The sequence below is a fragment of the Streptomyces sp. NPDC104371 genome (genome assembly GCF_055583785.1).
The window spans coordinates 505422-526198 of record NZ_JBVJNF010000003.1; the positions used below are offsets into that span (position 1 = coordinate 505422).

Annotated in this window: 17 protein-coding genes; 15 read left to right on the forward strand and 2 right to left on the reverse strand. The window is 71.8% G+C overall.

Annotation, left to right across the window (positions count from 1 at the left end):
* Nucleotides 1-6: 6 nt before the first annotated feature.
* The 14 genes from ACZ60T_RS12990 (at nucleotide 7) to ACZ60T_RS13055 (ending at nucleotide 16534) form a co-directional block, all read left to right on the forward strand.
* The gene (locus ACZ60T_RS12990; protein WP_469665904.1) at nucleotides 7-1791 is read left to right on the forward strand and encodes a nickel-dependent hydrogenase large subunit; all 1785 of its coding nucleotides are present in this window, start codon (nucleotides 7-9) and stop codon (nucleotides 1789-1791) included.
* The gene (locus ACZ60T_RS12995) at nucleotides 1788-2324 is read left to right on the forward strand and encodes a hypothetical protein (RefSeq protein ID WP_469665905.1); all 537 of its coding nucleotides are present in this window, start codon (nucleotides 1788-1790) and stop codon (nucleotides 2322-2324) included. The genes ACZ60T_RS12990 and ACZ60T_RS12995 overlap by 4 nt, the downstream gene beginning before the upstream one ends.
* Nucleotides 2321-2971 carry a DUF5947 family protein gene (locus tag ACZ60T_RS13000; RefSeq protein ID WP_469665906.1) on the forward strand — a complete coding sequence of 217 codons (651 nt, stop codon included), beginning with the start codon at nucleotides 2321-2323 and terminating at the stop codon, nucleotides 2969-2971. Before ACZ60T_RS12995 ends, ACZ60T_RS13000 begins: the two co-directional genes overlap by 4 nt.
* Complete coding sequence (locus ACZ60T_RS13005; protein WP_365626790.1) at nucleotides 2968-3651, forward strand: DUF6084 family protein; 684 nt, start codon at nucleotides 2968-2970, stop codon at nucleotides 3649-3651. Before ACZ60T_RS13000 ends, ACZ60T_RS13005 begins: the two co-directional genes overlap by 4 nt.
* Entirely contained in the window at nucleotides 3648-5072 is a 1425-nt protein-coding gene (locus ACZ60T_RS13010) for a hypothetical protein (protein WP_469665907.1), read from the forward strand. The genes ACZ60T_RS13005 and ACZ60T_RS13010 overlap by 4 nt, the downstream gene beginning before the upstream one ends.
* Complete coding sequence (locus ACZ60T_RS13015; protein ID WP_469665908.1) at nucleotides 5069-5608, forward strand: hydrogenase maturation protease; 540 nt, start codon at nucleotides 5069-5071, stop codon at nucleotides 5606-5608. The genes ACZ60T_RS13010 and ACZ60T_RS13015 overlap by 4 nt, the downstream gene beginning before the upstream one ends.
* A gap of 11 nt (nucleotides 5609-5619) precedes the next feature.
* Nucleotides 5620-5820, forward strand: coding sequence for a DUF6893 family small protein (locus tag ACZ60T_RS13020; protein ID WP_469665909.1), 201 nt, complete (start codon nucleotides 5620-5622; stop codon nucleotides 5818-5820).
* A gap of 164 nt (nucleotides 5821-5984) precedes the next feature.
* Nucleotides 5985-6380 carry a hydrogenase maturation nickel metallochaperone HypA/HybF gene (locus tag ACZ60T_RS13025; protein WP_365626802.1) on the forward strand — a complete coding sequence of 132 codons (396 nt, stop codon included), beginning with the start codon at nucleotides 5985-5987 and terminating at the stop codon, nucleotides 6378-6380.
* Between the two features lie 3 nt (nucleotides 6381-6383).
* Nucleotides 6384-7133 carry a hydrogenase nickel incorporation protein HypB gene (gene hypB, locus ACZ60T_RS13030; protein ID WP_365626805.1) on the forward strand — a complete coding sequence of 250 codons (750 nt, stop codon included), beginning with the start codon at nucleotides 6384-6386 and terminating at the stop codon, nucleotides 7131-7133.
* On the forward strand, nucleotides 7130-9517 hold the full coding sequence (gene hypF / locus ACZ60T_RS13035; RefSeq protein WP_469665910.1) for a carbamoyltransferase HypF: 2388 nt from the start codon (nucleotides 7130-7132) through the stop codon (nucleotides 9515-9517). Before hypB ends, hypF begins: the two co-directional genes overlap by 4 nt.
* Nucleotides 9518-9548: 31 nt before the next feature.
* Complete coding sequence (locus ACZ60T_RS13040; protein WP_365626811.1) at nucleotides 9549-9857, forward strand: HypC/HybG/HupF family hydrogenase formation chaperone; 309 nt, start codon at nucleotides 9549-9551, stop codon at nucleotides 9855-9857.
* Nucleotides 9854-10978, forward strand: coding sequence for a hydrogenase formation protein HypD (hypD, locus tag ACZ60T_RS13045; protein WP_469665911.1), 1125 nt, complete (start codon nucleotides 9854-9856; stop codon nucleotides 10976-10978). Before ACZ60T_RS13040 ends, hypD begins: the two co-directional genes overlap by 4 nt.
* Nucleotides 10971-12050 (forward strand): hydrogenase expression/formation protein HypE, encoded by a 1080-nt coding sequence (hypE, locus tag ACZ60T_RS13050; protein WP_469665912.1) that lies wholly within the window; start codon nucleotides 10971-10973, stop codon nucleotides 12048-12050. The genes hypD and hypE overlap by 8 nt, the downstream gene beginning before the upstream one ends.
* A 377-nt stretch (nucleotides 12051-12427) precedes the next feature.
* A complete protein-coding gene (locus ACZ60T_RS13055) occupies nucleotides 12428-16534 on the forward strand; it encodes a carboxypeptidase regulatory-like domain-containing protein (RefSeq protein ID WP_469665913.1) in 4107 nt (1368 codons plus the stop codon).
* Nucleotides 16535-16600: 66 nt separating this feature from the next.
* Here ACZ60T_RS13055 and ACZ60T_RS13060 read toward each other — a convergent pair whose 3' ends face one another.
* Nucleotides 16601-17752, reverse strand: coding sequence for an AI-2E family transporter (locus ACZ60T_RS13060; protein ID WP_469665914.1), 1152 nt, complete (start codon nucleotides 17750-17752; stop codon nucleotides 16601-16603).
* Between the two features lie 270 nt (nucleotides 17753-18022).
* Between ACZ60T_RS13060 and ACZ60T_RS13065 the strand changes: the two genes are divergently transcribed.
* Complete coding sequence (locus tag ACZ60T_RS13065; RefSeq protein WP_469665915.1) at nucleotides 18023-19756, forward strand: sensor histidine kinase; 1734 nt, start codon at nucleotides 18023-18025, stop codon at nucleotides 19754-19756.
* On the opposite strand, the gene ACZ60T_RS13070 is transcribed toward ACZ60T_RS13065, so the two are convergent.
* Entirely contained in the window at nucleotides 19680-20687 is a 1008-nt protein-coding gene (locus ACZ60T_RS13070; protein ID WP_469665916.1) for a hypothetical protein, read from the reverse strand. The two genes, ACZ60T_RS13065 and ACZ60T_RS13070, sit on opposite strands and share 77 nt — an antisense overlap.
* Between the last annotated feature and the right edge of the window lie 90 nt (nucleotides 20688-20777).

A 20777-nucleotide genomic window follows, 5' to 3' on the forward strand; every position in this document is an offset into this window, starting at 1 on the left:
CACACGATGACAGCCACGACGAAGGCAGCCCGCGACGGCAGCGGTCTGATGGAGATGTCCTGGGACCCGATCACCCGGATCGTGGGCAGCCTCGGCATCCACACGAAGATCGACTTCAAGCAGAAGCGGGTCGCGGAGTGCTACAGCACCTCCTCCGTCTTCCGCGGCTACAGCGTCTTCATGCGCGGCAAGGACCCCCGCGACGCCCACTTCATCACCAGCCGTATCTGCGGTATCTGCGGTGACAACCACGCCACCTGCTCGGTGTACGCGCAGAACATGGCCTACGGGGTGAAGCCCCCGCACCTGGGTGAGTGGATCATCAACCTCGGCGAGGCCGCGGAGTACATGTTCGACCACAACATCTTCCAGGAGAACCTGGTCGGGGTCGACTACTGCGAGAAGATGGTCAAGGAGACCAACCCCGGCGTCCTCGAACTGGCCGAGCGCACCGAGGCCCCGCACGCCGCGGAGCACGGCTACCGCACCATCGCCGACATCATGCGCTCCTTGAACCCCCTCGAAGGCGAGTTCTACCGCGAGGCGTTGCAGGTGAGCCGCTACACCCGGGAGATGTTCTGCCTCATGGAGGGCCGCCATGTGCACCCCTCCACGCTCTACGCGGGCGGCGTCGGCACCGTCGCCTCCGTACAGCTCTTCACGGACTACCTCAGCCGGCTGATGCGGTACGTGGAGTTCATGAAGCGCGTGGTCCCCCTGCACGACGACCTGTTCGACTTCTTCTACGAGGCGCTGCCGGGATACGAGGAGGTCGGCCGACGCCGGGTGCTGCTCGGCTGCTGGGGAGCGCTCAACGACCCGGAGCACTGCGACTTCACCTACGCCAACATGACCGACTGGGGACGGAAGATGTACGTCACCCCCGGCATCGTCGTGGACGGCGAACTCATCACCACCGATCTCACCGAGATCAACCTCGGTATCCGTATCCTGCTGGGCAGTTCGTACTACCAGGACTGGCAGGGCAAGGAGCAGTTCGTCACCCATGACCCGCTCGGCAACCGGGTCGACCCGCGCCACCCCTGGAACCAGCACACCATCCCGGCGCCGCAGAAGCGGAACTTCGACGACAAGTACAGCTGGGTGATGTCGCCGCGCTGGTTCGACGGCAAGGACCATCTCGCCCTGGACACCGGCGGCGGCCCCCTCGCCCGGCTGTGGAGCACGGCGCTGGCCGGGCTGGTCGACACCGGCTATGTGAAGTCCACCGGCCACAGCGTGGTCATCAACCTGCCCCGCACGATGTCGAAGCCGGAGACCACCTTCGAGTGGAAGATCCCGCGCTGGAGCAACGCGCTGGAACGCAACCGCGCCCGTACCTACTTCCAGGCCTACACCGCCGCCCTCGCCCTGTACTTCGCGGAGCAGGGACTGCACGAGGTACGGTCCGGGCGCACCCAGACCTGGGAGAAGTTCGAGGTCCCCGACGAGAGCATCGGTGTCGGATTCACCGAGGCCGTACGCGGCGTCCTCTCCCACCACATGGTGATCCGCGACGGGAAGATCGCCAACTACCACCCGTACCCGCCGACCCCGTGGAACGCCAGCGCCAGGGACAGCTTCGGCACCCCCGGCCCGTACGAGGACGCCGTCCAGAACACGCCGATCTTCGAGGAGAACTCCCCGGAGAACTTCAAGGGCATCGACATCATGCGTGCCGTCCGCAGCTTCGACCCCTGTCTGCCCTGCGGTGTCCATATGTACGTCGGCGGCGGCAGGACCGTACAGACGATGCACGTTCCCACGGGCCTGAGCGGACTGGCCGGATGAGCGGGGCGAGTTCCGGGAGAAGTGCGGTGGACGCGGCGCGGACCGGGCGGCGCGTCGAGGAGATCCTCGACCGGCTGGCCGCCGGCGGCGATCCGGCCGCCACCGCGGCGGCGGAGGACCTGGTACGGGCCCTCATGGAGTTCTACGGCGCGGGCCTCGCCCGGATCCTCGACCTGCTGCCCAAGGGCGCCCCCGTGACCGGCCTGCTCGGCGACGACCTCGTGGCGAGCCTGCTCGTCCTGCACGACCTTCACCCCGAGGACCGCGAGACCCGTGTCGCCCGCGCGCTCGCCACCGTACGCGGCCACGACCTCGAGGTCGTGGCCTTCGACGAGACGACCGGGACCCTGCGACTGCGGACGGCCGCGGGCGGGGGCTGCGGCTGCGGCGGCGAGGCGGCGGTCCGGGAGGCCGCGGAGGAGGCCCTGGCCTGCTTCGCGCCGGAGGTCACGGTGGTCGAGGTGGAAGCAGGGGAGCGCGAACCCGTCCTGCTCCAGATCGGCACCCGCGCGGCGCCGACGAGGACGTCATGAGCGCTCCTCCCGCACCGTCACCCGCCGCCGGACTGCGCAGGTTCCTGGCCGAACGCCCGCCGCAGCCCGAGCGGTGTGGGCTGTGCGCGGCGGCGGTGGACGAGGCGCGGCACCGGCATCTCGTGGACACCGACCAGCGCCGCCTCGTCTGCGCCTGTCCGCCCTGCTTCCTGCTGATGGACCGGCCGGGCGCCACGGACGGCCGCTTCCGCGCCGTGCCGGACCGCTACCTCACCGACCCGGGCCACCGCCTCGACGACCGGGCCTGGGAAGCACTACAGATCCCGGTCGGCGTCGTCTTCTTCTTCCGCAACCCCGCGCTCGACCGACTGGTGGCCCTCTATCCGAGCCCCGCCGGAGCCACCGAGAGCGAACTCGAACCGGAGGCCTGGAGCACGGCCCTCGGCGACAGCCGCCTCGTCGGCCTTCTCGAACCCGACGTGGAAGCCCTGCTGTTGCACCGCGATCCCGGCGGACGCGTCACCTGCCACCTCGTGCCGATCGACATCTGCTACGAACTGGTCGGCCGGATGCGCCTGTTGTGGCAGGGCTTCGACGGCGGCGCGGAGGCCCGAGCCGCCCTGGACGCGTTCTTCGCCCGGGTCGAGGAGCGCGCGCGACCCGTGGCCGAGGAGGCCGGACCATGACGGAACTGACCTTCTCCTGCACGGGAGTTCGCGCCGACCGGTACGCCGCCGGACCCACCCTCGTGTTCCGGCTGCGCGTCACCACACCCGACGACACCCCCGTCCACGCCCTCGCGCTGCGCTGCCAGATCCGTATCGAGCCCGCCCGGCGCGGCTACGGGACGGCCGAGAGCGACGGCCTCGTGGACCTGTTCGGCGACCGCTCCCGCTGGGGCAGCACTCTGAAGCCGCTGGAGTTCACCCAAGTCCCGCTCATGGTGCAGGGCTTCACCGGCCAGACCGAGACCGACCTCGTGGTGCCCTGCACCTACGACCTGGACATCGCCGCCTCCCGCTATCTCGCCGCCCTCGAAGGCGGCGAGGTCCCGCTGCGGATGCTCTTCTCCGGTACGGCGTTCACCGGAGCGGGCGGCTTCCATGTCGAACCCGTCCCCTGGGACCGGGAGGCGCTCTTCGGGATGCCGGTCGCGATCTGGCGGGAGATGATCGAGCAGCACTTCCCCGGGTGCGGCTGGATCCGGCTGCCCCGCGCCACCATGGACGCCCTGCTCGCCTTCCGCTCGCGGCGGGCGCTGCCCTCCTGGGAGGCGACCGTACGGGCCCTGCTCGACGAGGCGGATCCCCCGGACCCGCCGAGCCCTCGCCTCGGCCACACCCTCATCGGAAGGACCACGCCGTGAGCGTGACCGCGTTCGCCCCCGAGACGGAGGCACGCTTCGCCCGCGCGCGGCAGGTGGCCGACGCCGTCCTCTTCGAGGGCTATGTGCTCTACCCCTACCGGGCCTCGTCCGCCAAGAACCGGCTGCGCTGGCAGTTCGGCGTGCTCGTACCGCCCGCCTGGGGCGCCGAGCGCGACGAGAACGACTTCCAGCACACCGAGTGCCTGCTGGAGCCCCGCGCGGGCACCACCCTCGCGGTCGAACTGCGCTTCCTGCGTGCCCGCCGCAGAACGGTCCAACAGGCGCGGCCCGGCGGCGGGTTCGAGACCGTGGCCGAACTCCGGCTGCCCGACCGGGTGTTGGTCCCCTGGGACGAGGGCTGCGAGGAGCGCGTCGAGGCCGTTGTGACCATGGACGCGCTCCTGGACGGCGACGGGGTCACGATCCCCTTCACCCGCGCCGCCGGGGAGGAGAGCGAACCCGTACGGGACGAGAACGGCTTCCCGGTCGGGCGAGTGCTGCGCCGGTACGAGCAACTCGACGGCGCGCTGCGGCTGTCGGCCCGCGAACTCGACGGCCCCTACCGGGTCGTGCGGCTGAGCGCGGTGGTCGAGAACACCAGCACCTGGACGCCCGCTCAGGACGAGGCCGCGGGCCGGGACGCGGCACTGCCGCGCTCCCTCGTGGCGAGCCATCTGCTGATGGGGCTGAGCACCGGGTCGTTCCTGTCGATGACGGATCCCCCCGAGTGGGCCAAGGCCGCCGTCGCCGCCTGCCGCAACCTGCACACCTGGCCCGTACTGGCCGGTGCGGTCGGTCAGGCGGATCTGATGCTGTCCTCGCCGATCATCCTGGAGGACCACCCCGCCATCGCCCCCGAGAGCCCGGGTGCCCTGTACGACGCCACCGAGATCGACGAGATCCTCGCGCTGCGCACGGCCGCCCTCACCGACGAGGAGAAGCGGGAGGCGCGGGGCACCGACGAGCGGGCCGCCGCCGCCGTCGCCCTGGCGGAGTCGATGCCCCCGGAGGTCCTGGAGCGCCTGCACGGGGCGGTGCGCGGCCTGCGCGAGGTGACCGGACCCGCGCCCGACGCGCCCCTGCCCGACGGGCACGGACTCCCGCCCGCGGACACCCCGTGGTGGGACCCGGCGAGCGACGCGGGTTTCGACCCGGCACATGACCGGGCCGTCGTGGACGGCCGAACCGTCGCCGCCGGAAGCCGAGTTCGGCTCGACCCCGGCCTGCGCCACACCGACGCCCAGGACTTCTTCCTGTGCGGGCGCACCGCGAAGGTCGAGGCCGTGCTGCACGACGTGGACGGAACGGTGCATCTGGCGGTGACGCTGGACGACGACCCGGGCGCCGACATCCGCCGCGAGCAGGGCCGCTTCCTCTACTTCCAGCCCGACGAAGTCACCCTCCTGGAGGACGACGCATGAGCCCACCCGCGAGCGGCGGCGTCCTCGTCGCCGGGATCGGCAACATCTTCCTCGGCGACGACGGCTTCGGCGTGGAGACCGCGCACGCCCTGGCCACGCGCCCGCGACCCGACCGGGTCGAGGTCGTGGACATCGGGGTACGAGGAGTGCACCTGGCGTACCAACTCCTCGACGGCTACGACACGTTGATCCTGGTGGACGCCACCGTACGGGGCGAGGAACCCGGCACCCTCTATGTGCTCGAACCCGACACCGCCGGGACCGGGACCCCGGGCGCCCCGCTCGACGGCCACCGGATGACCCCCGACGCCGTCCTCGCCCTGCTGGGCACGCTCTGCGCGCAGACCGGGGGAGAGCCACCGCGGCGCACGCTCGTCGTGGGGTGCGAACCGGCCTCGCTGGACGAGGGCATCGGCCTCAGCCCACAGGTGTCCGCCGCCGTACCCGAGGCCGTCCGACTGATCGAGGAGATGCTGTGGAGCGACGAACCCCCCGGACCCGAGCCGACCTCTGTGGTTCCCGGAACCGCGACATGAGGAACCGCGACATGAGGACCCGTGACATGCGGACCCGTGACCTGACGAGCCGCGCGGACTTCCGTGGCCCCCGGGTCCGCGACGTGCGGGTGGTGCGGCGAGGCACCCTGTCGAGGAACATCCTCGGCGGTCTGGCGGCCGGTGCCGTGGCCGCCGTCGTCGCGCAGGTCATGCCCGACATCCTGCGCTATCTGCGGATCCGCAGGATGTGACGTTCCGCGGGCGGGCGACGGTGCCGTGCCGTTGCGACGAACGGCGGACGCGGCCGGACGGCGACGGCGCGCCGGTCCCTCGGCCCCCGGCGCCTCCCCTCTAATGGTCGTCGGCGGCTGCGTACCCACGCCCCGCCCCAGACGTCTCGCCAAGACGGAGACCGATGCACGAGATGTCCATCGCACTGGCCGTGGTCGGCCAGGTGGAAGAAGCCGCCGAACGAGCAGGGGACGTCACCGCGGTGCGCTCGGTACGGCTCCAGGTGGGCGAACTGGCCGGTGTCGTCCCCGACGCCCTGTCCTTCTGCTTCGAACTCGCCTGCGCCGGAACGGTGTTGGCGGGCGCCGAGCTGGTCACCGAACCGGTGCCGGGCCGGGCCCGCTGCGCCCCGTGCGCCCACGAATGGCTCGTCGGCATGCCGCCCCTGCTGAGCTGCCCGCGCTGCGGCGCGGGCACCACCGACCTGCTGGCGGGCCGTGAACTACAGATCGTCAGCGTGCACTGGGAGGACGGCCCGGCGCACGCGGCCACCCGCGAACCGATCCCCGAGGAGCGCTGAACCATGTGCCGAGTGGTCGACCTCCAGCAGGCCGTACTCGCCAAGAACGAGCAGAGCGCGTACACCCTGCGCGCGGAACTGGCGGCTCGCGGCACCGCGGTCGTCAATCTGCTCTCCAGTCCCGGCAGCGGCAAGACCGCCCTGCTGGAACGCGAACTCGTCCTCGCCCGCGAGCGATCCGTGCCGGTCGCCGCGCTGACCGCCGACCTCGCCACGGAGAACGACGCGACGCGGCTGGCGCGTTCGGGCGTCCCGGTCAAGCAGGTCCTCACCGACGGGCTGTGCCATCTGGAGGCCGACATGCTCGGCCGCCATCTGGACGGCTGGCCGCCCGGCGCCGCCCGGCTGCTGTTCGTGGAGAACGTCGGCAACCTCGTCTGCCCGGCCTCGTACGACCTCGGGGAGACCCTGCGTGTCGTCCTCGCCTCCGTGACGGAGGGCGAGGACAAGCCGCTGAAGTACCCCACCGCCTTCGGGCTCGCCCATCTGGTCGTGGTCACGAAGACCGACATCGCCGAGGCCGTCGCCTTCGACGAGGCGGCGTTCCGCGCGCACGTCGAGCAGGTCAACCCCGGCGTGGAGGTGGTGCTGACCTCGGCCCGCGCGGGCGTCGGTGTCGGCGCCCTGCTGGACCGGGCGCTGGCCGCCGCGGACGGCGCCCCCGTGCACACCCCGGTCATGGCCCGACGGCCGCACCGGCACACCCATGACCACGCGGACGGCACCGGCGCCATGGCCCCGTCCGGCTCGTGAGCGGACCGCCACCCCCGAGGGCCGTCGCCGCTCCGGCACCCCTGCGCCGCAAGGTCAGCGTCCACGGTGTGGTGCAGGGGGTCGGCTTCCGGCCGTATCTGCACTCCCTCGCCACCACCCTGGGCCTGAGCGGACATGTGACGAACACCCCCGAAGGCGTCCTCGCGGAGGTCGAGGGCGACCCCGAGGCGGTCGCCCGGTTCTGCGACCGGATCGCGCGCGACGCGCCACCGCTGGCCCGGGTGGAGGACGTGCGGTACGAGGAGATGCCCGCCATCGGCGACACCGCGTTCACCATCCTCGCCTCCCGCACGGGCGGCCCGGCCGGGACGCTGATCCCGCCGGACACCGCCACCTGCGCCGCGTGCCTGAGCGAACTGGCCGACCCCGCCGACCGGCGCCACCGCCACCCCTTCGTCAACTGCACCCACTGCGGCCCGCGGTTCACGATTGTCACCGGTCTGCCCTATGACCGGCCGCACACCACCATGGCGGGCTTCCCGATGTGTCCCGACTGCGCCCGCGAGTACGCCGATCCGGCCGACCGCCGCTTCCACGCGCAGCCGGTCGCCTGCCCGGCCTGCGGCCCTCGGCTCCGACTGCTCATGCGCCCACCGGACGGCGACGGCCCGCCGCGACCGGTCGCCACCGCGGATCCGGTCGCCGAGGCCCGCGCGCTGCTGGCGGGCGGAGCGATCGTGGCCGTCAAGGGGCTCGGCGGCTATCACCTGGCGTGCGACGCCACCGACCCCGCCGCTGTCGCGCTGTTGCGACGCAGGAAGGGACGGGGGGACAAGCCGTTCGCCGTCATGGCCCGCGGCGTCGACGACATCGAGCACCTGGTCCGGCTCGGCCCGGCGGAACGGAGTCTCCTCACGGGCGGCACCCGGCCCATCGTGCTGCTGCGCCGCCGCACCGCGCCGGGAGCCCCGCGGCCCGCCGAGGCCGTCGCCCCCGGCAGCCCCGACCTCGGCGTCATGCTGCCCTACACGCCCCTGCACCATCTCCTCCTCGGTCTCCCCGATGACGCCGAAGGCCCCCGGCTGCTCGTCATGACCAGTGGCAACGTCTCCGGCGAGCCGCTCGTCACCGACGACGAGGAGGCCCTGTCGCGGCTCGCGCACCTGGCCGACGCCTGGCTCACGCACGACCGGCCGATCCATGTGCCGTGCGACGACTCGGTGGTGCGCGTGTGCGACGGCGAGCCGCTCATCGTGCGCCGCGCCCGTGGCTACGCGCCCCTGCCGGTGACGCTTCCGGTGCTGGTGCGGGCGGCCCTCGCGGTCGGCGGCGACCTCAAGAACGTCCTCTGTCTCGGCGAGGGCCGCCGGGCCTGGCTGTCCGCCCACATCGGTGACATGGACGACCTCGCCACTCAGCGGGCCTTCGAGCGTGCCGCGGCCCACCTGGAGTCGATCACCCCGGTGCGGCCGGACATGCTGGTGGCCGACCGGCATCCGGGCTATCGCTCCGCCCGGTGGGCCGTGCGCAACGCGGCAGACCGGCCCGTCGTCCGGGTCCAGCATCATCACGCCCATGTCACCGCCGCGATGGCGGAGAACGGACTTGACGGCAGCCGTCCGGTGATCGGCGTCGCCTTCGACGGCACGGGCTACGGGGACGACGGAGCGGTGTGGGGCGGGGAGGTCCTGCTCGCGGACTACGACGGCTTCACCCGGTTCGGGCATCTCGCGTATGTGCCGCTGCCCGGCGGCGACGCCGCGGTGCACCGGCCCTACCGCATGGCGCTCGCACACCTGTGGGCGGCCGGGCTCGACCGGTCGGACCGGCTCGCCTGTACGGCCGCCTGCCCGCCCGACGAACTCCGCGTATTGGAACGGCAGTTGACGCGGAACCTGAACTGCGTGCCCACCTCCAGCATGGGGCGGCTCTTCGACGCCGTGTCCTCGCTCGCGGGCGTGTGCCAGCGCGCCGGGTACGAGGCCCAGGCCGCCGTCGAGCTGGAGGCCGCCGCGCTGCGGGCACCGGCCGACGACACCACGTCCTACGCCTTCGCCCTGCGGCCCGCGCGGCCGGGCGGCGGGCCGGTCCAGGCGGACCCCGCACCGGTGCTCGCGGCCGTCGTCGAGGACCTGCGCGCGGGCATGGGACCGGCCTTGATCGCCGCCCGCTTCCACCGGGCCGTCACCGGCCTCGTCCACCGCCTCTGCGTCCTGGCACGCGAGCGGCACGGCCTCGACACCGTCGCCCTGACCGGCGGCGTCTTCCTCAACTCCCTGCTCTCCTCGGCCTGTTCACAGGTGCTCGGCGCGGACGGCTTCACCGTGCTGCGCCACCACCTGGTGCCGCCGGGCGACGGCGGTCTGGCGCTCGGCCAGCTCATGGTGGCCGCGCGGGCCGAGGAGAGCGGCGAACGTCCCTGACCGACCCCACCCCCACAGCGAGGAGAGGCCCATGTGCCTGGCGGTACCCGGCAGAGTGCTTCAGATCGAGGAACGTGACGGCACCCGGATGGCCACCGTCGACTTCGGCGGTGTGGTCAAGGAGGTGTGCCTGGAGTACCTGCCCGACCTGAAGGTGGGTGAGTACGCCATCGTCCACGTCGGCTTCGCGCTCCAGCGCCTGGACGAGGAGTCGGCGCGGCAGACGCTCGAACTCTTCGAGAACCTCGGCCTGTTGCAGGAGGAGTTCGGCGACCCCTGGGAACTGGCCGCCGAGACCGGGGGAGGGCTCCCGCCCGCGGCCGAGGAGGTACGCAAGTGAAGTACATCGACGAGTTCCAGGACCCGGAGCTGGCGCGTCGGCTCCTGGACGACATCCATGCCACGGTGACCCGGCCCTGGGCCCTGATGGAGGTCTGCGGTGGCCAGACGCACAGCATCATTCGTCATGGCATCGATCAACTGCTGCCGAAGGAGGTGGAGTTGATCCACGGGCCCGGTTGTCCCGTGTGTGTGACCCCGTTGGAGGTCATCGACAAGGCGCTGGAGATCGCCTCCCGCCCGGAGGTGATCTTCTGCTCCTTCGGTGACATGCTCCGGGTGCCCGGCACGGGACGGGACCTGTTCCAGGTGCGCGGGGCGGGCGGTGACGTACGCGTGGTCTACTCGCCGCTGGACGCGCTGCGGCTCGCGCGGCAACACCCCGACCGGCAGGTGGTGTTCTTCGGTATCGGCTTCGAAACCACCGCGCCGCCCAACGCCATGACGGTGTATCAGGCCCGCAAGCTCGGCATCGAGAACTTCAGTCTGCTGGTCTCCCATGTGCGGGTGCCGCCCGCCATCGAGGCGATCATGCGCTCGCCGGACTGCCGGGTCCAGGGCTTCCTGGCGGCCGGGCATGTGTGCAGTGTGATGGGCGTGGGGGAGTACCCCGAACTGGCCGAGCGCTTCGGTGTCCCGATCGTGGTGACCGGGTTCGAGCCCCTCGACATCCTCGAAGGCGTACGCCGGACCGTGGCGCAACTGGAGCGCGGTGAGCACACCGTCGACAACGCCTACCCCCGTGCCGTACGGCCCGAGGGCAACGCGGCGGCCAAGGCCATGCTGGAGGACGTCTTCGAGGTCACCGACCGCGCCTGGCGCGGGATCGGGGTGATCCCGGACAGCGGCTGGCGGCTGTCCGCCAAGTACCGTGCGTACGACGCCGAGTACCGCTTCCGGGTCGAGGGCATCAAGACCCGTGAACCGGCCGAGTGCCGCAGCGGCGAGGTGCTTCAGGGGCTGCTCAAGCCGCATGAGTGCGAGGCGTTCGGCACCCTCTGCACACCCCGCACCCCGCTCGGGGCCACCATGGTCTCCAGCGAGGGCGCCTGCGCCGCGTACTACCTCTACCGGCGCCTCGAGACCACCCCGACGCCCCGGGAGGCGAGCCCCGTTGTCTGAGACCACCGATCTGACCGCCGCTGCCCCGGACCCGGCGGCGTGGACCTGTCCGGCTCCGCTGAGCGAGCGGTCCCGTGTCGTCATGGGGCATGGCGGGGGCGGGATGCTGTCGGCGGAACTCGTGCGGGACGTCTTCGCGCCCGCGTACGGGGGCGCCGCGCTCGAGCAGGCGGGCGACGCCGCTCAACTCTCGCTCGGGGGCGTCCGGTTGGCCTTCTCCACCGACTCCTTCGTGGTACGGCCGCTGTTCTTCCCCGGGGGCAGCATCGGCGATCTCGCCGTCAACGGCACCGTCAACGACCTTGCCATGAGCGGCGCGAGGGCCGCGTATCTCTCCTGCGGGTTCATCCTCGAGGAGGGCGTCGAACTGGAGACGGTGGCGCGCGTCGCCGAGGCGCTCGGCGCCGCCGCGCGGGCGGCCGGTGTCGAGGTGGCGACCGGGGACACCAAGGTGGTGGAGGCCGGACACGGCGACGGTGTCTACGTCAACACGGCGGGAATCGGCCTGATTCCGGCCGGTGTCGACCTGCGACCGCAGCGGGTCGTCCCCGGTGACGTCGTCATCGTCAGCGGCGCCATCGGTGTGCACGGTGTGGCGATCATGAGCGTCCGGGAGGGGCTGGAGTTCGGCGTGGAGATCGAGAGCGACTGCGCGGCCCTCGGCGGGCTGGTCGACACCATGCTCGCGGTCACCCCGGAGCTGCATGTGCTGCGCGATCCCACGCGGGGCGGTCTGGCCGCCGCGCTGAACGAGATCGCCGCCGCCTCCGGCACCGGGGTCGTCATCAGGGAACGCGAGGTCCCGGTCCCGCCGGCCGTCGCCAACGCCTGTGCGGTGCTGGGCCTGGACCCCATGTACGTGGCCAACGAAGGCAAGTTGGTGGCGTTCGTCCCGCGCGAGCACGCCGACGCCGTCCTGGACGCGATGCGGACACACCCCCTCGGAACGGGGGCCCGGATCATCGGCGAGGTGGTGGCGGACCACCCGGGCATGGTGGTGGCCCGCACCGGCCTGGGGGGCACCCGGGTGGTCGACCTGCCGGTGGGGGAGCAACTCCCGCGCATCTGCTGAGAGTGGGGATCCCGCCAAAGAGACAGGAAGTGCCGGGAACGGACCTGCCGTCAGGGAGACTCCGAGTGGCGGCCGTCAGCTTTGGGTACGCCTTATCACGTTGTGACGGCACCGCCTATGATCTTGGTCGCATGTTGCTGGCGGGTTCATGCCATGTCAGGTATCTGCCACACATGGCCCTCTTGTCGAGGACATGCCCCTGGTGCATTAGTTGTCGGCGGTGGATGAAACCCCATCCACTGTCGACCGAGAACCAGCGCACGGGTCGGCCCCAGCTCGGTAAGCATGGGAGTCACACATTGCGCAGCACATCGAGTCATTCCAGACCAGTCGCGCGGAGAACCTCCGCGCGGCTGGCTGCGTTCACCGCGGCGGCCGTGGCCGTTCTGGGCTTCCCCATAACCCAGGCGGCCGGTGCCGCGGCAGCCTCACAGGGCACTGCCGCCGCCGCGTCGCGCCCCGGGGTGGAACAGGTCTGCACGTCGCCCCAGAAGGGCGAGTTCAGTTGTATGGCCCTGCGTCGCACCGACGTCAAGGGCGCCAAGGGCGTACAGCCGCACGCGGACACGCCGAGCGGCTTCGGACCCGCTGACCTCCAGGGCGCGTACAACCTGCCGGCGAACGGCGGCGCGGGCCAGACGGTGGCCATCGTCGACGCCTATGACGACCCGTCCGCCGAGGCGGACCTCGCCGTCTACCGCCAGCAGTACGGGCTGCCCGCCTGCACCACCGACAACGGTTGCTTCAAGAAGATCGACCAGCGCGGTGGCACCGACTACCCGAGTCCGGACGCCGGTTGGGCGGGCGAGATCTCGCTCGACCTCGACATGGTCTCCGCCGCCGCGCCCAACGCCAACATCCTGCTGGTCGAGGCCGACAGCGCCAGCTTCGAGGACATCGGCGCGGCCGTCGACCAGGCCGTCGCGCAGGGCGCCAAGTACGTCTCCAACTCCTACGGCACCGGCTACGACTCCTCGCCGGGCAGTGGTGAGGACCCGTCCGAGACCACGGACCTGGACGCCCACTACAACCACCCGGGCGTGGCCATGGTCGCCTCCTCCGGTGACAGCGACTACGGCGTCTCCTACCCGGCCGCCTCGCAGTACGTGACCTCCGTCGGCGGCACCGCCCTGAAGCGGGACACCAGCACCAGCCGCGGCTGGTCGGAGTCGGTGTGGCACAACAGCTACGGCGGCCCCGGTTCGGGCTGCTCGGCGTACGAGCCCAAGCCGTCCTTCCAGACCGACACGGGCTGTGACAAGCGCACCGTCGCCGATGTCGCCGCGGTCGCCGACCCGGTCACCGGTGTCTCGGTCTACCAGACCTACGGCGGCTCCGGCTGGGCCGTGTACGGCGGTACCAGCGCCTCGTCGCCGATCATCGCGGGCACGTACGCCGCGGCCGGCACCCCGGCCGAGGGCAGCTACCCGAACTCGTACCCGTACAAGAGCGCGTCCGCGCTCAACGACGTGACGCAGGGCAGCAACGGCAGTTGCAGCCCGTCGTATCTGTGCACCGCGGGCGCGGGCTACGACGGCCCGACCGGGCTGGGTACGCCCAACGGTCTGGCCGCCTTCCGCGTCGGCGCGCACGGCGAGGTCTCCGGCGCCGTCACCGACAGCGCGGGCAAGGCGCTCGCCGGTGCCTCCGTCGTGGCCGGTACCTACCGCGCGACCACCGACGCCCAGGGCCACTACAGCCTGACGGTGCCGCCCGGCACGTACGACATGGCCGCGTCCTTCTACGGATACAAGCCCAAGAAGGCTCCCGGCGTCGTCGTCGGCAACGACACCACGGTCACGACGAACTTCGCGCTGGACTCGGTGCCCCGGAAGAACGTCAGCGGCAAGGTGACCGACGGCTCCGGCCACGGCTGGCCGCTCTACGCGAAGATCACCGTCGATGACGTGCCCGGTGCCCCGATCTTCACCGACCCGTACACGGGCGCGTACAGCGTCGACCTCCCGCAGGGCGACGAGTACACCATGCGCGTCACCTCCGTGTACCCCGGCTACAAGACCGTCACCAAGCAGGTGACCGTGGACGACGCGGCGCAGACCGTGAACATCGCGGCCACCGCTGACCCCCAGGCGGCCACGGCGCCCGGTTACGAGGTCAAGCTCTCCGGCCCGACCGAGCACTTCGACTCCACCACCGACGCCCCCGCGGGCTGGAGCGTGGTGAACGCCGACGGCACCACCGGCGGCTGGGAGTTCGGCGACCCCGGTAACCGCGGCAACAAGACCGGCGGCTCCGGCGGCTTCGCCATGGCCGACAGCGACCACTACGGCAGCGGCAAGAAGCAGGACAGCACGCTGCTCTCCCCGGTCTTCGACCTGAGCGGCAACACCAGCCCCGAACTGTCCTTCGACACCGACTACAAGAGCTTCAGCAGCCAGACCGGCGACATCGACGTCACCACCGACGGCGGTGCCACCTGGACCAACGTCTGGAACCGCACCACCACCCTGACCGGCCCCGCCCATGTCGAGGTCCCGCTGACCGACTACGCCGGCAAGTCCGGTGTGCAGTTGCGGTTCCACTTCAAGGGCAGCTACGGCTACTGGTGGGAGCTCGACAACGTCTTCGTGGGCAAGCGGACCTATGAGCCCGTCAACGGTGGTCTGGTCGCCGGTACCGTGAAGGACGCCAACACCGACGGCGCGCTCGTCGGCGCCACGGTCGTCAACACGGACGCCTCCGGGGAGAAGGCCACCACCGCGGCCACCCCGGACAACCCGTCGCTGGGCGGCAGCTTCTTCTGGATGTTCTCCAGCAAGACGGGCAAGCACGACTTCACCGCGTCCAAGTCGCACTACGGCGACCAGACGAAGTCGGTGAACGTGGCCGCGGACAGCACCACGCAGGCCGCCTTCAGCCTGAAGGCCGGCAAGCTGGAGGTCACCCCGGGCTCCGTCGAGAAGACGCTCGGCTGGGGCAAGCAGGGCACCCAGAAGCTGACCGTGAAGAACACCGGCGGCGCGCCCGCCACGCTCACCCTGGGCGAGCAGTCCGGTGGCTTCGTCATGCAGTCCAAGGACAGCGGTGCGCCGCTCAACCTGGTGAAGGGCACCTACTCCCCGCTGGCCCTCGGCAAGGGCAAGAAGTCCGAGGCCAAGCCGGCGGCGAACGCGGCCGGTGACGCCTGGCAGCCGGTGGCCAACCTGCCCGCCACGATCCAGGACAACGCGGTGGCCGTCTACGACGGCAAGGTCTACTCCGCCTTCGGGTTCGACGGCAGCGCGGACGTCAAGGACCTGTACGCCTACGACCCCGACAGCGGGGCCTGGACCAAGCTGGCCTCCGCGGCCGACACCCGCGAGGGCAGCCCGGCCCACGGCTTCATCAACGGCAAGCTCTACGTGTCCGGCGGCTGGGGCGCCAGCGGTGACCCCGACGCCAAGACGGAGGTCTACGACCCGGCCACGAACACCTGGTCCACCGCCGCGTCCTCGCCCAAGCCGTACGCGGGCGCGGGCAGCGCGGTGCTCGGCGGCAAGCTGTACGTCGTCGGCGGCTGCACCAGCAGCTGTGGCACCACGGACGCCACGGTCTACGACCCGGCCTCCGACAGTTGGTCGGCCATCGCCTCCTACCCGGAGCCGATCTCCTGGCAGTCCTGCGGTGGCATCGACGGCAAGCTCTACTGCGCCGGTGGCAACAGCGGCACCGCCTCGACCAAGCACTCCTACGTCTACGACCCGGGGACGGACGCCTGGTCGCCCGTCGCCGACCTGCCCGTCGACCTGTGGGGCTCGGCGTACAGCGTGGGCAACGGCATGCTCCTGGTCTCCAGCGGTGTGACCGACGACAGCGCCGCCATCACCAACCAGGGCTACGCCTTCGACCCGGGCGCCGGAAGCTGGACCGCCCTGCCGAACGCCAACACCAGCGTCTACCGCACGGGTGGCGGCAGCGGCTTCTACAAGGTCGGTGGCAACCCCGGTGGCAGCTTCACGCCGCCGATCTCCGCCGTCGAGGTGCTGCCCGGCTATGAGCAGGGTGGCGACTCCTCGGACGTCACCTGGCTCTCCGCGAGCCAGGAGTCGGTGACGGTCCAGCCCGGCGCGAGCGCGACGGTCACCGTCACGCTGGATGCCTCGGTTCCCGAGATCACCCAGCCCGGTGCCTACACCGCCGCGTTGACCGCCAAGACCGACACCCCGTACGCGAACGACAACATCAAGGTCACCATGCACGTCAACCCGCCGGCCACCTGGGGCAAGTACACCGGGACCGTGCTGGGTGCCGACGGCAAGGGTGGCACCGCGCCGCTCGCCGGGGCGACGGTCCAGATCGACAGTTGGGCCACCAGCTACACGCTGCGGACCGCCAAGGACGGCACCTTCGCCCTCTGGCTGGACACCCGCAACAACCCGCTCACCGTGATCGTGGCCAAGGACGGCTACCAGCCGACCGTCACCACGGTGAAGATCAAGAAGGGAGTGGCGGTCACCGGCGACTTCACGCTGAAGAAGGCGTAGTGACCCCGTTCCACTGAACACAGCGCGGGCCGGTCTCTCGGGACCGGCCCGCGTCGTACGCCGGTGCTACGGGGGCGTGCGGCGCAGGGCCTGGACGACCGCCCAGACGACCGAGACGAGCGGCACGGCGACGATGGCGCCGATCACGCCCGAGACGATGCTGCCCGCGATCACGGAGACACCGACCACGAGGGGGTGCAGCCGGACCGCCCAGCTCATCACGACGGGATGCAGGACATGGCCCTCGATCTCGCCGATCACGATGATCAGCAGCAGCACCGCCCCCGCCGTGAGGAGCCCGCGCCCGGCGAGGGCGACGATGGTGGCCACGCCGAGGGCGATGGGCGAGCCGATGAGCGGGATGAACGTGGCGAAGAACTCCAGCAGGGTGAGCGGGAGGGCGAGCGGCACCCGCAGGATGAGCAGGCCGATACCCACGAGGACGGCGTTGAACGCGGCCACGATGATGATGCCGCGGGTGTACCCGGCGAACGTCCGCCAGGCCGCGTACCCCGCCCGGTCCCACACCGGCCGTGCGTCCTTGGGCAGTTGGTCGCGCGCCCAGCGCCACAGCCGTTCGCCCGAGTGCAGGAAGAAGACGGACGCGAAGAGCGCCAGCGCGACACCCGTGACCACTTCGACGATCCGGCCGAGACCGCTGACCGCACTGCTGAGCAGGTTGGAGCGGTGGGTCGACAGGTAGTGGACGATCTGCTGCTGGAATTCGGAGAGTCTGCCGCGGCTGAGCCGGAACGGCGGGCGTTCCAGCCAGCGTTCGATCTGCCGGATGCCGCCGCGGAACTCCTGGGACAGGGTGGCCCACTCGCCGGCCACCGCCTCGGCCACGAGGGCGAGCAGTCCGAGCAGCAGCAACAGGCTGCCGATCAGCGCGACGGCCACGGCGAGGGGACGGGGTGTCCAGCGGCTCAGCAGATCGGTGGGCGGGCGCAGCACCGAGGCGATGATGAGCGCGAGGAACAGGGCCGCCGCGATGAGCTGGAAGCGGCCGAGGATGGTGAAGACGCCGTAGACGACGACGCCGACGAGGATCAGGCGCCAGGCGTAGGCGGCGGCGACGCGCAGCCAGGGGACCACCGTGTGTCCGGCCGCGCCGGAGGCGGGAGCGCGCCGGGGGCGGCGCGGAGAGGGGGACGGCCGGGCGCCGCGCGCCGGGCGCCGCCGCCTCGGTCCGGTGGCCGGACCTGCCGCATCCGCCACCGCACCTCCAGCGTCCGGACCGTCGGTCGTCTCCACAGCGCTGTCACCGCAGCACAGAGCGTCGTCTTCTCAGCACAGTAGGGGCAAACCGGACAAGGGGCGCGACGAACGGGCACCGGGAGGAACCCGGTGGCCACCTGGGGTGAGGGGTGAGCGGGCGGTCCAAGTGAGCGCGGGTCTTCGGTCGCGCGCGGCACCCAGTATCGTGAGGGGCTGAGAAGGTGCCGTCGATCCGCACCTTGACTGCGTGAAGTCGGTCGGAGGACAGCGATGAGCGGGGAAGGGCGCGTGCCGTCGGAGCAGCACCTGCCCAAGTTGCGGCTGGATGAGCTGCTCGACGAGTTGCAGGCCCGTATCGACGCGGCGCGGGGCACCCAGGACCGGGTCCACAACCTCCTGGAGGCCGTGCTGTCGGTCGGCCGGGAGCTGGATCTGCCGCAGGTGCTGCGGAGCATCGTCGAGGCGGCTGTGGTGCTCGTGGACGCGGAGTACGGCGCGCTGGGTGTCATCGGCGACGACCACATGCTCTCGGAGTTCCTCACCGTCGGCGTCAGCGAGGACGAGCGCACACGGATCGGGGAACTGCCCTGCGGGCACGGCATCCTCGGGGAGCTGATCCGGCATCCGGAGCCGCTGCGGCTCGCCGAACTCTCTGAGCATCCCGCCTCGTACGGCTTCCCGGCCGACCATCCGCCGATGCGCTCCTTCCTCGGCGTGCCCATCCGGGTGCGCGACCAGGTCTTCGGGAACCTCTACCTCACCGAGAAGCGCAGCGCCGCGGAGTTCGACGCCGAGGACGAGTCGGTGCTCTCCACGCTCGCGGTGGCGGCCGGTGTCGCCATCGAGAACGCCCGGCTCTACGAGGAGGCGCGGCTGCGTGAGCGCTGGCTGAGGGCGAGTTCCCAGGTCACCAGCGCCCTGTTGTCGGGAGCGCCGAGCACGGGCGTGCTGGAGATGATCGTGGAGCGGGCGCAGGAGATCGCGTCCGCCGACGTCGGGATGATCGCCGAGCGGGTGCCCGGCGAGGACGTCCTCCAGCCGCTGCTCGCGGTCGGCCTCGGGGCGGAGCGCCGCCGCGGCTTCGTGATGTCCGGGCAGGACGGTTTCGTGGAAGCCGTCCTGAGCACCTCGGAGCCGGTGATCAGCGCCGACATCCGTCAGGACCCCCGGATCGACCCGGGCTCCGCGCTGTGGACCGGGCTCGGCCCGGTGGTCGGGGTGCCGCTGGGCGCGGGCGGCAAGTCCATCGGGGTGCTGCTGCTCGGGCGCGCGGAGAGCCGTACGCCGTTCACGGACGCCGACTCGGGCCCGTTGCTCGGGTTCGCCGGGCAGGCCGCGCTGGCGCTGGAGCTGGCCGAGCGGCGCCGGGACGCCGAGCAGATCGCGCTCCTGCAGGACCGTGACCGTATCGCCCGCGATCTGCACGACCTCGCGATCCAGCGGCTGTTCGCGGCCGGTATGACCTTGCAGAGCACACAGCGGTTCGTCGACCACCCCGAGGCCGTGGAGCGGCTGTCGCGGACGGTCGACGACCTCGACGAGACCATCAAGATCATCCGGTCCACCATCTTCGGGCTCCGCGCGCACGGCGGCGGCGCCAAGGAGGAGGCCGGGCTGCGGATGCGGGTGTCCCGGGCGGTGACGGCGTCGGCCGGTTCGCTGGGCTTCAGCCCCGCGCTGCGCATCGAGGGGCTGGTGGACACCGATGTCCCCGGCGATGTGGCCGACCATGTGGTCGCCGTGCTCGGCGAGGCGCTGAGCAACGCGGCCCGGCACTCCGGCGCCCATGCGGTGGACGTCCATCTGCTGTGCGCGGACGGGGAGTTGAGGCTCACGGTGGCCGACGACGGCTGTGGGGTGCCGGAGAACGTCTCGCGCAGCGGGCTGCGGAACCTTCAGGAGCGGGCCGTCGGCCTCGGCGGTACGTTCACGCTGGGCGCGCGCCGCGGGGGGAGTGGGACGCAGTTGGTGTGGTGTGTGCCGGTGGCGTCGGTGGACGACTGACGGCACGATGACCCCGGCCGGTGCCCGCTTCCTGCGCGGCGCGACGCGGTGACGGGGGCCCCTCCGGGCCGTACCCGAGGCGGAGCACCATCTGGGCGTGACCGGCTCCGCACGAGCCGGGCCTGAGGCGAGCGCCCGGGTCGGGCCGGTCCAGAGCCTGGTGCAGCAGCGAGGTCCGCAGGCCGTGGGCCGTGGCCACCAGCAGGACCCGTTGCAACGCCTGCCCGGCCCGCAGCCAGTCGATCCGCCCGTCGTCCGCGGTGGTCACCACGGCGAGCAGGGGCCGGGCCGGTACCGCGGCCGGATACCGGTGGGCGGGTCGTTGGGGGAGGCGGTCCCGGCAGCCACGCGGCGCGAGCGGCTCCGGAGCGGATACGCGGCTCCGCGCCGCCGGGTCGGAGTCCGTCGGGACGTGGTGGTCCGCCTCCGCGGCCAGCTCCAGCAGGCGCTCGGTCTCCTTGGGCGTGGGGCGGCTCAGCAGCGCTCCCTCGGCGCGGGCGGCGGCGGCGAGTTCGCCGAGCACGGCACGGGGCAGGGGGCGGCCGGAGAACGGGAAGCGGCTGCTGTGCCTGCGCCACAGGGCGTCGTACAGGCCGGGGGCCGGGACGTCCCCGTCGCCGCCGACGATCCGTACGGTGGCCAGCAGGTCGGGTTCCTCGGGACGGGGCAGCAGCCGCGTGACCGGCTCCCAGCCGAAGTGCGCCACCGCCACCCGGAGGTTGAGCACCGCGCAGCCCGCCGCGAGGTGCGGGGCGCGCCCCGCCGGGTCGGACGGGCGCGGCCCGCCGTCCGGAACGGCGCGTATCTCCAGCGTCACGGTGTCCGGGTCGAGCCGGAAGCGCCAGGGCCGGGTGGGGTGGATGCTGGGCGCGGCGACCGCGGCCGAGACCAGGGTCTCCAGGGTGGCGACGTCCAGACGCGCCGAGTTCATCGGGACTCCTCCCCGCCCCGTGCAGAGTGTCCGCGAGGCTGGTCGATGACCACTCCAGCGTCGCGTCGGGGGAGGGACGCGAGCAGGGGC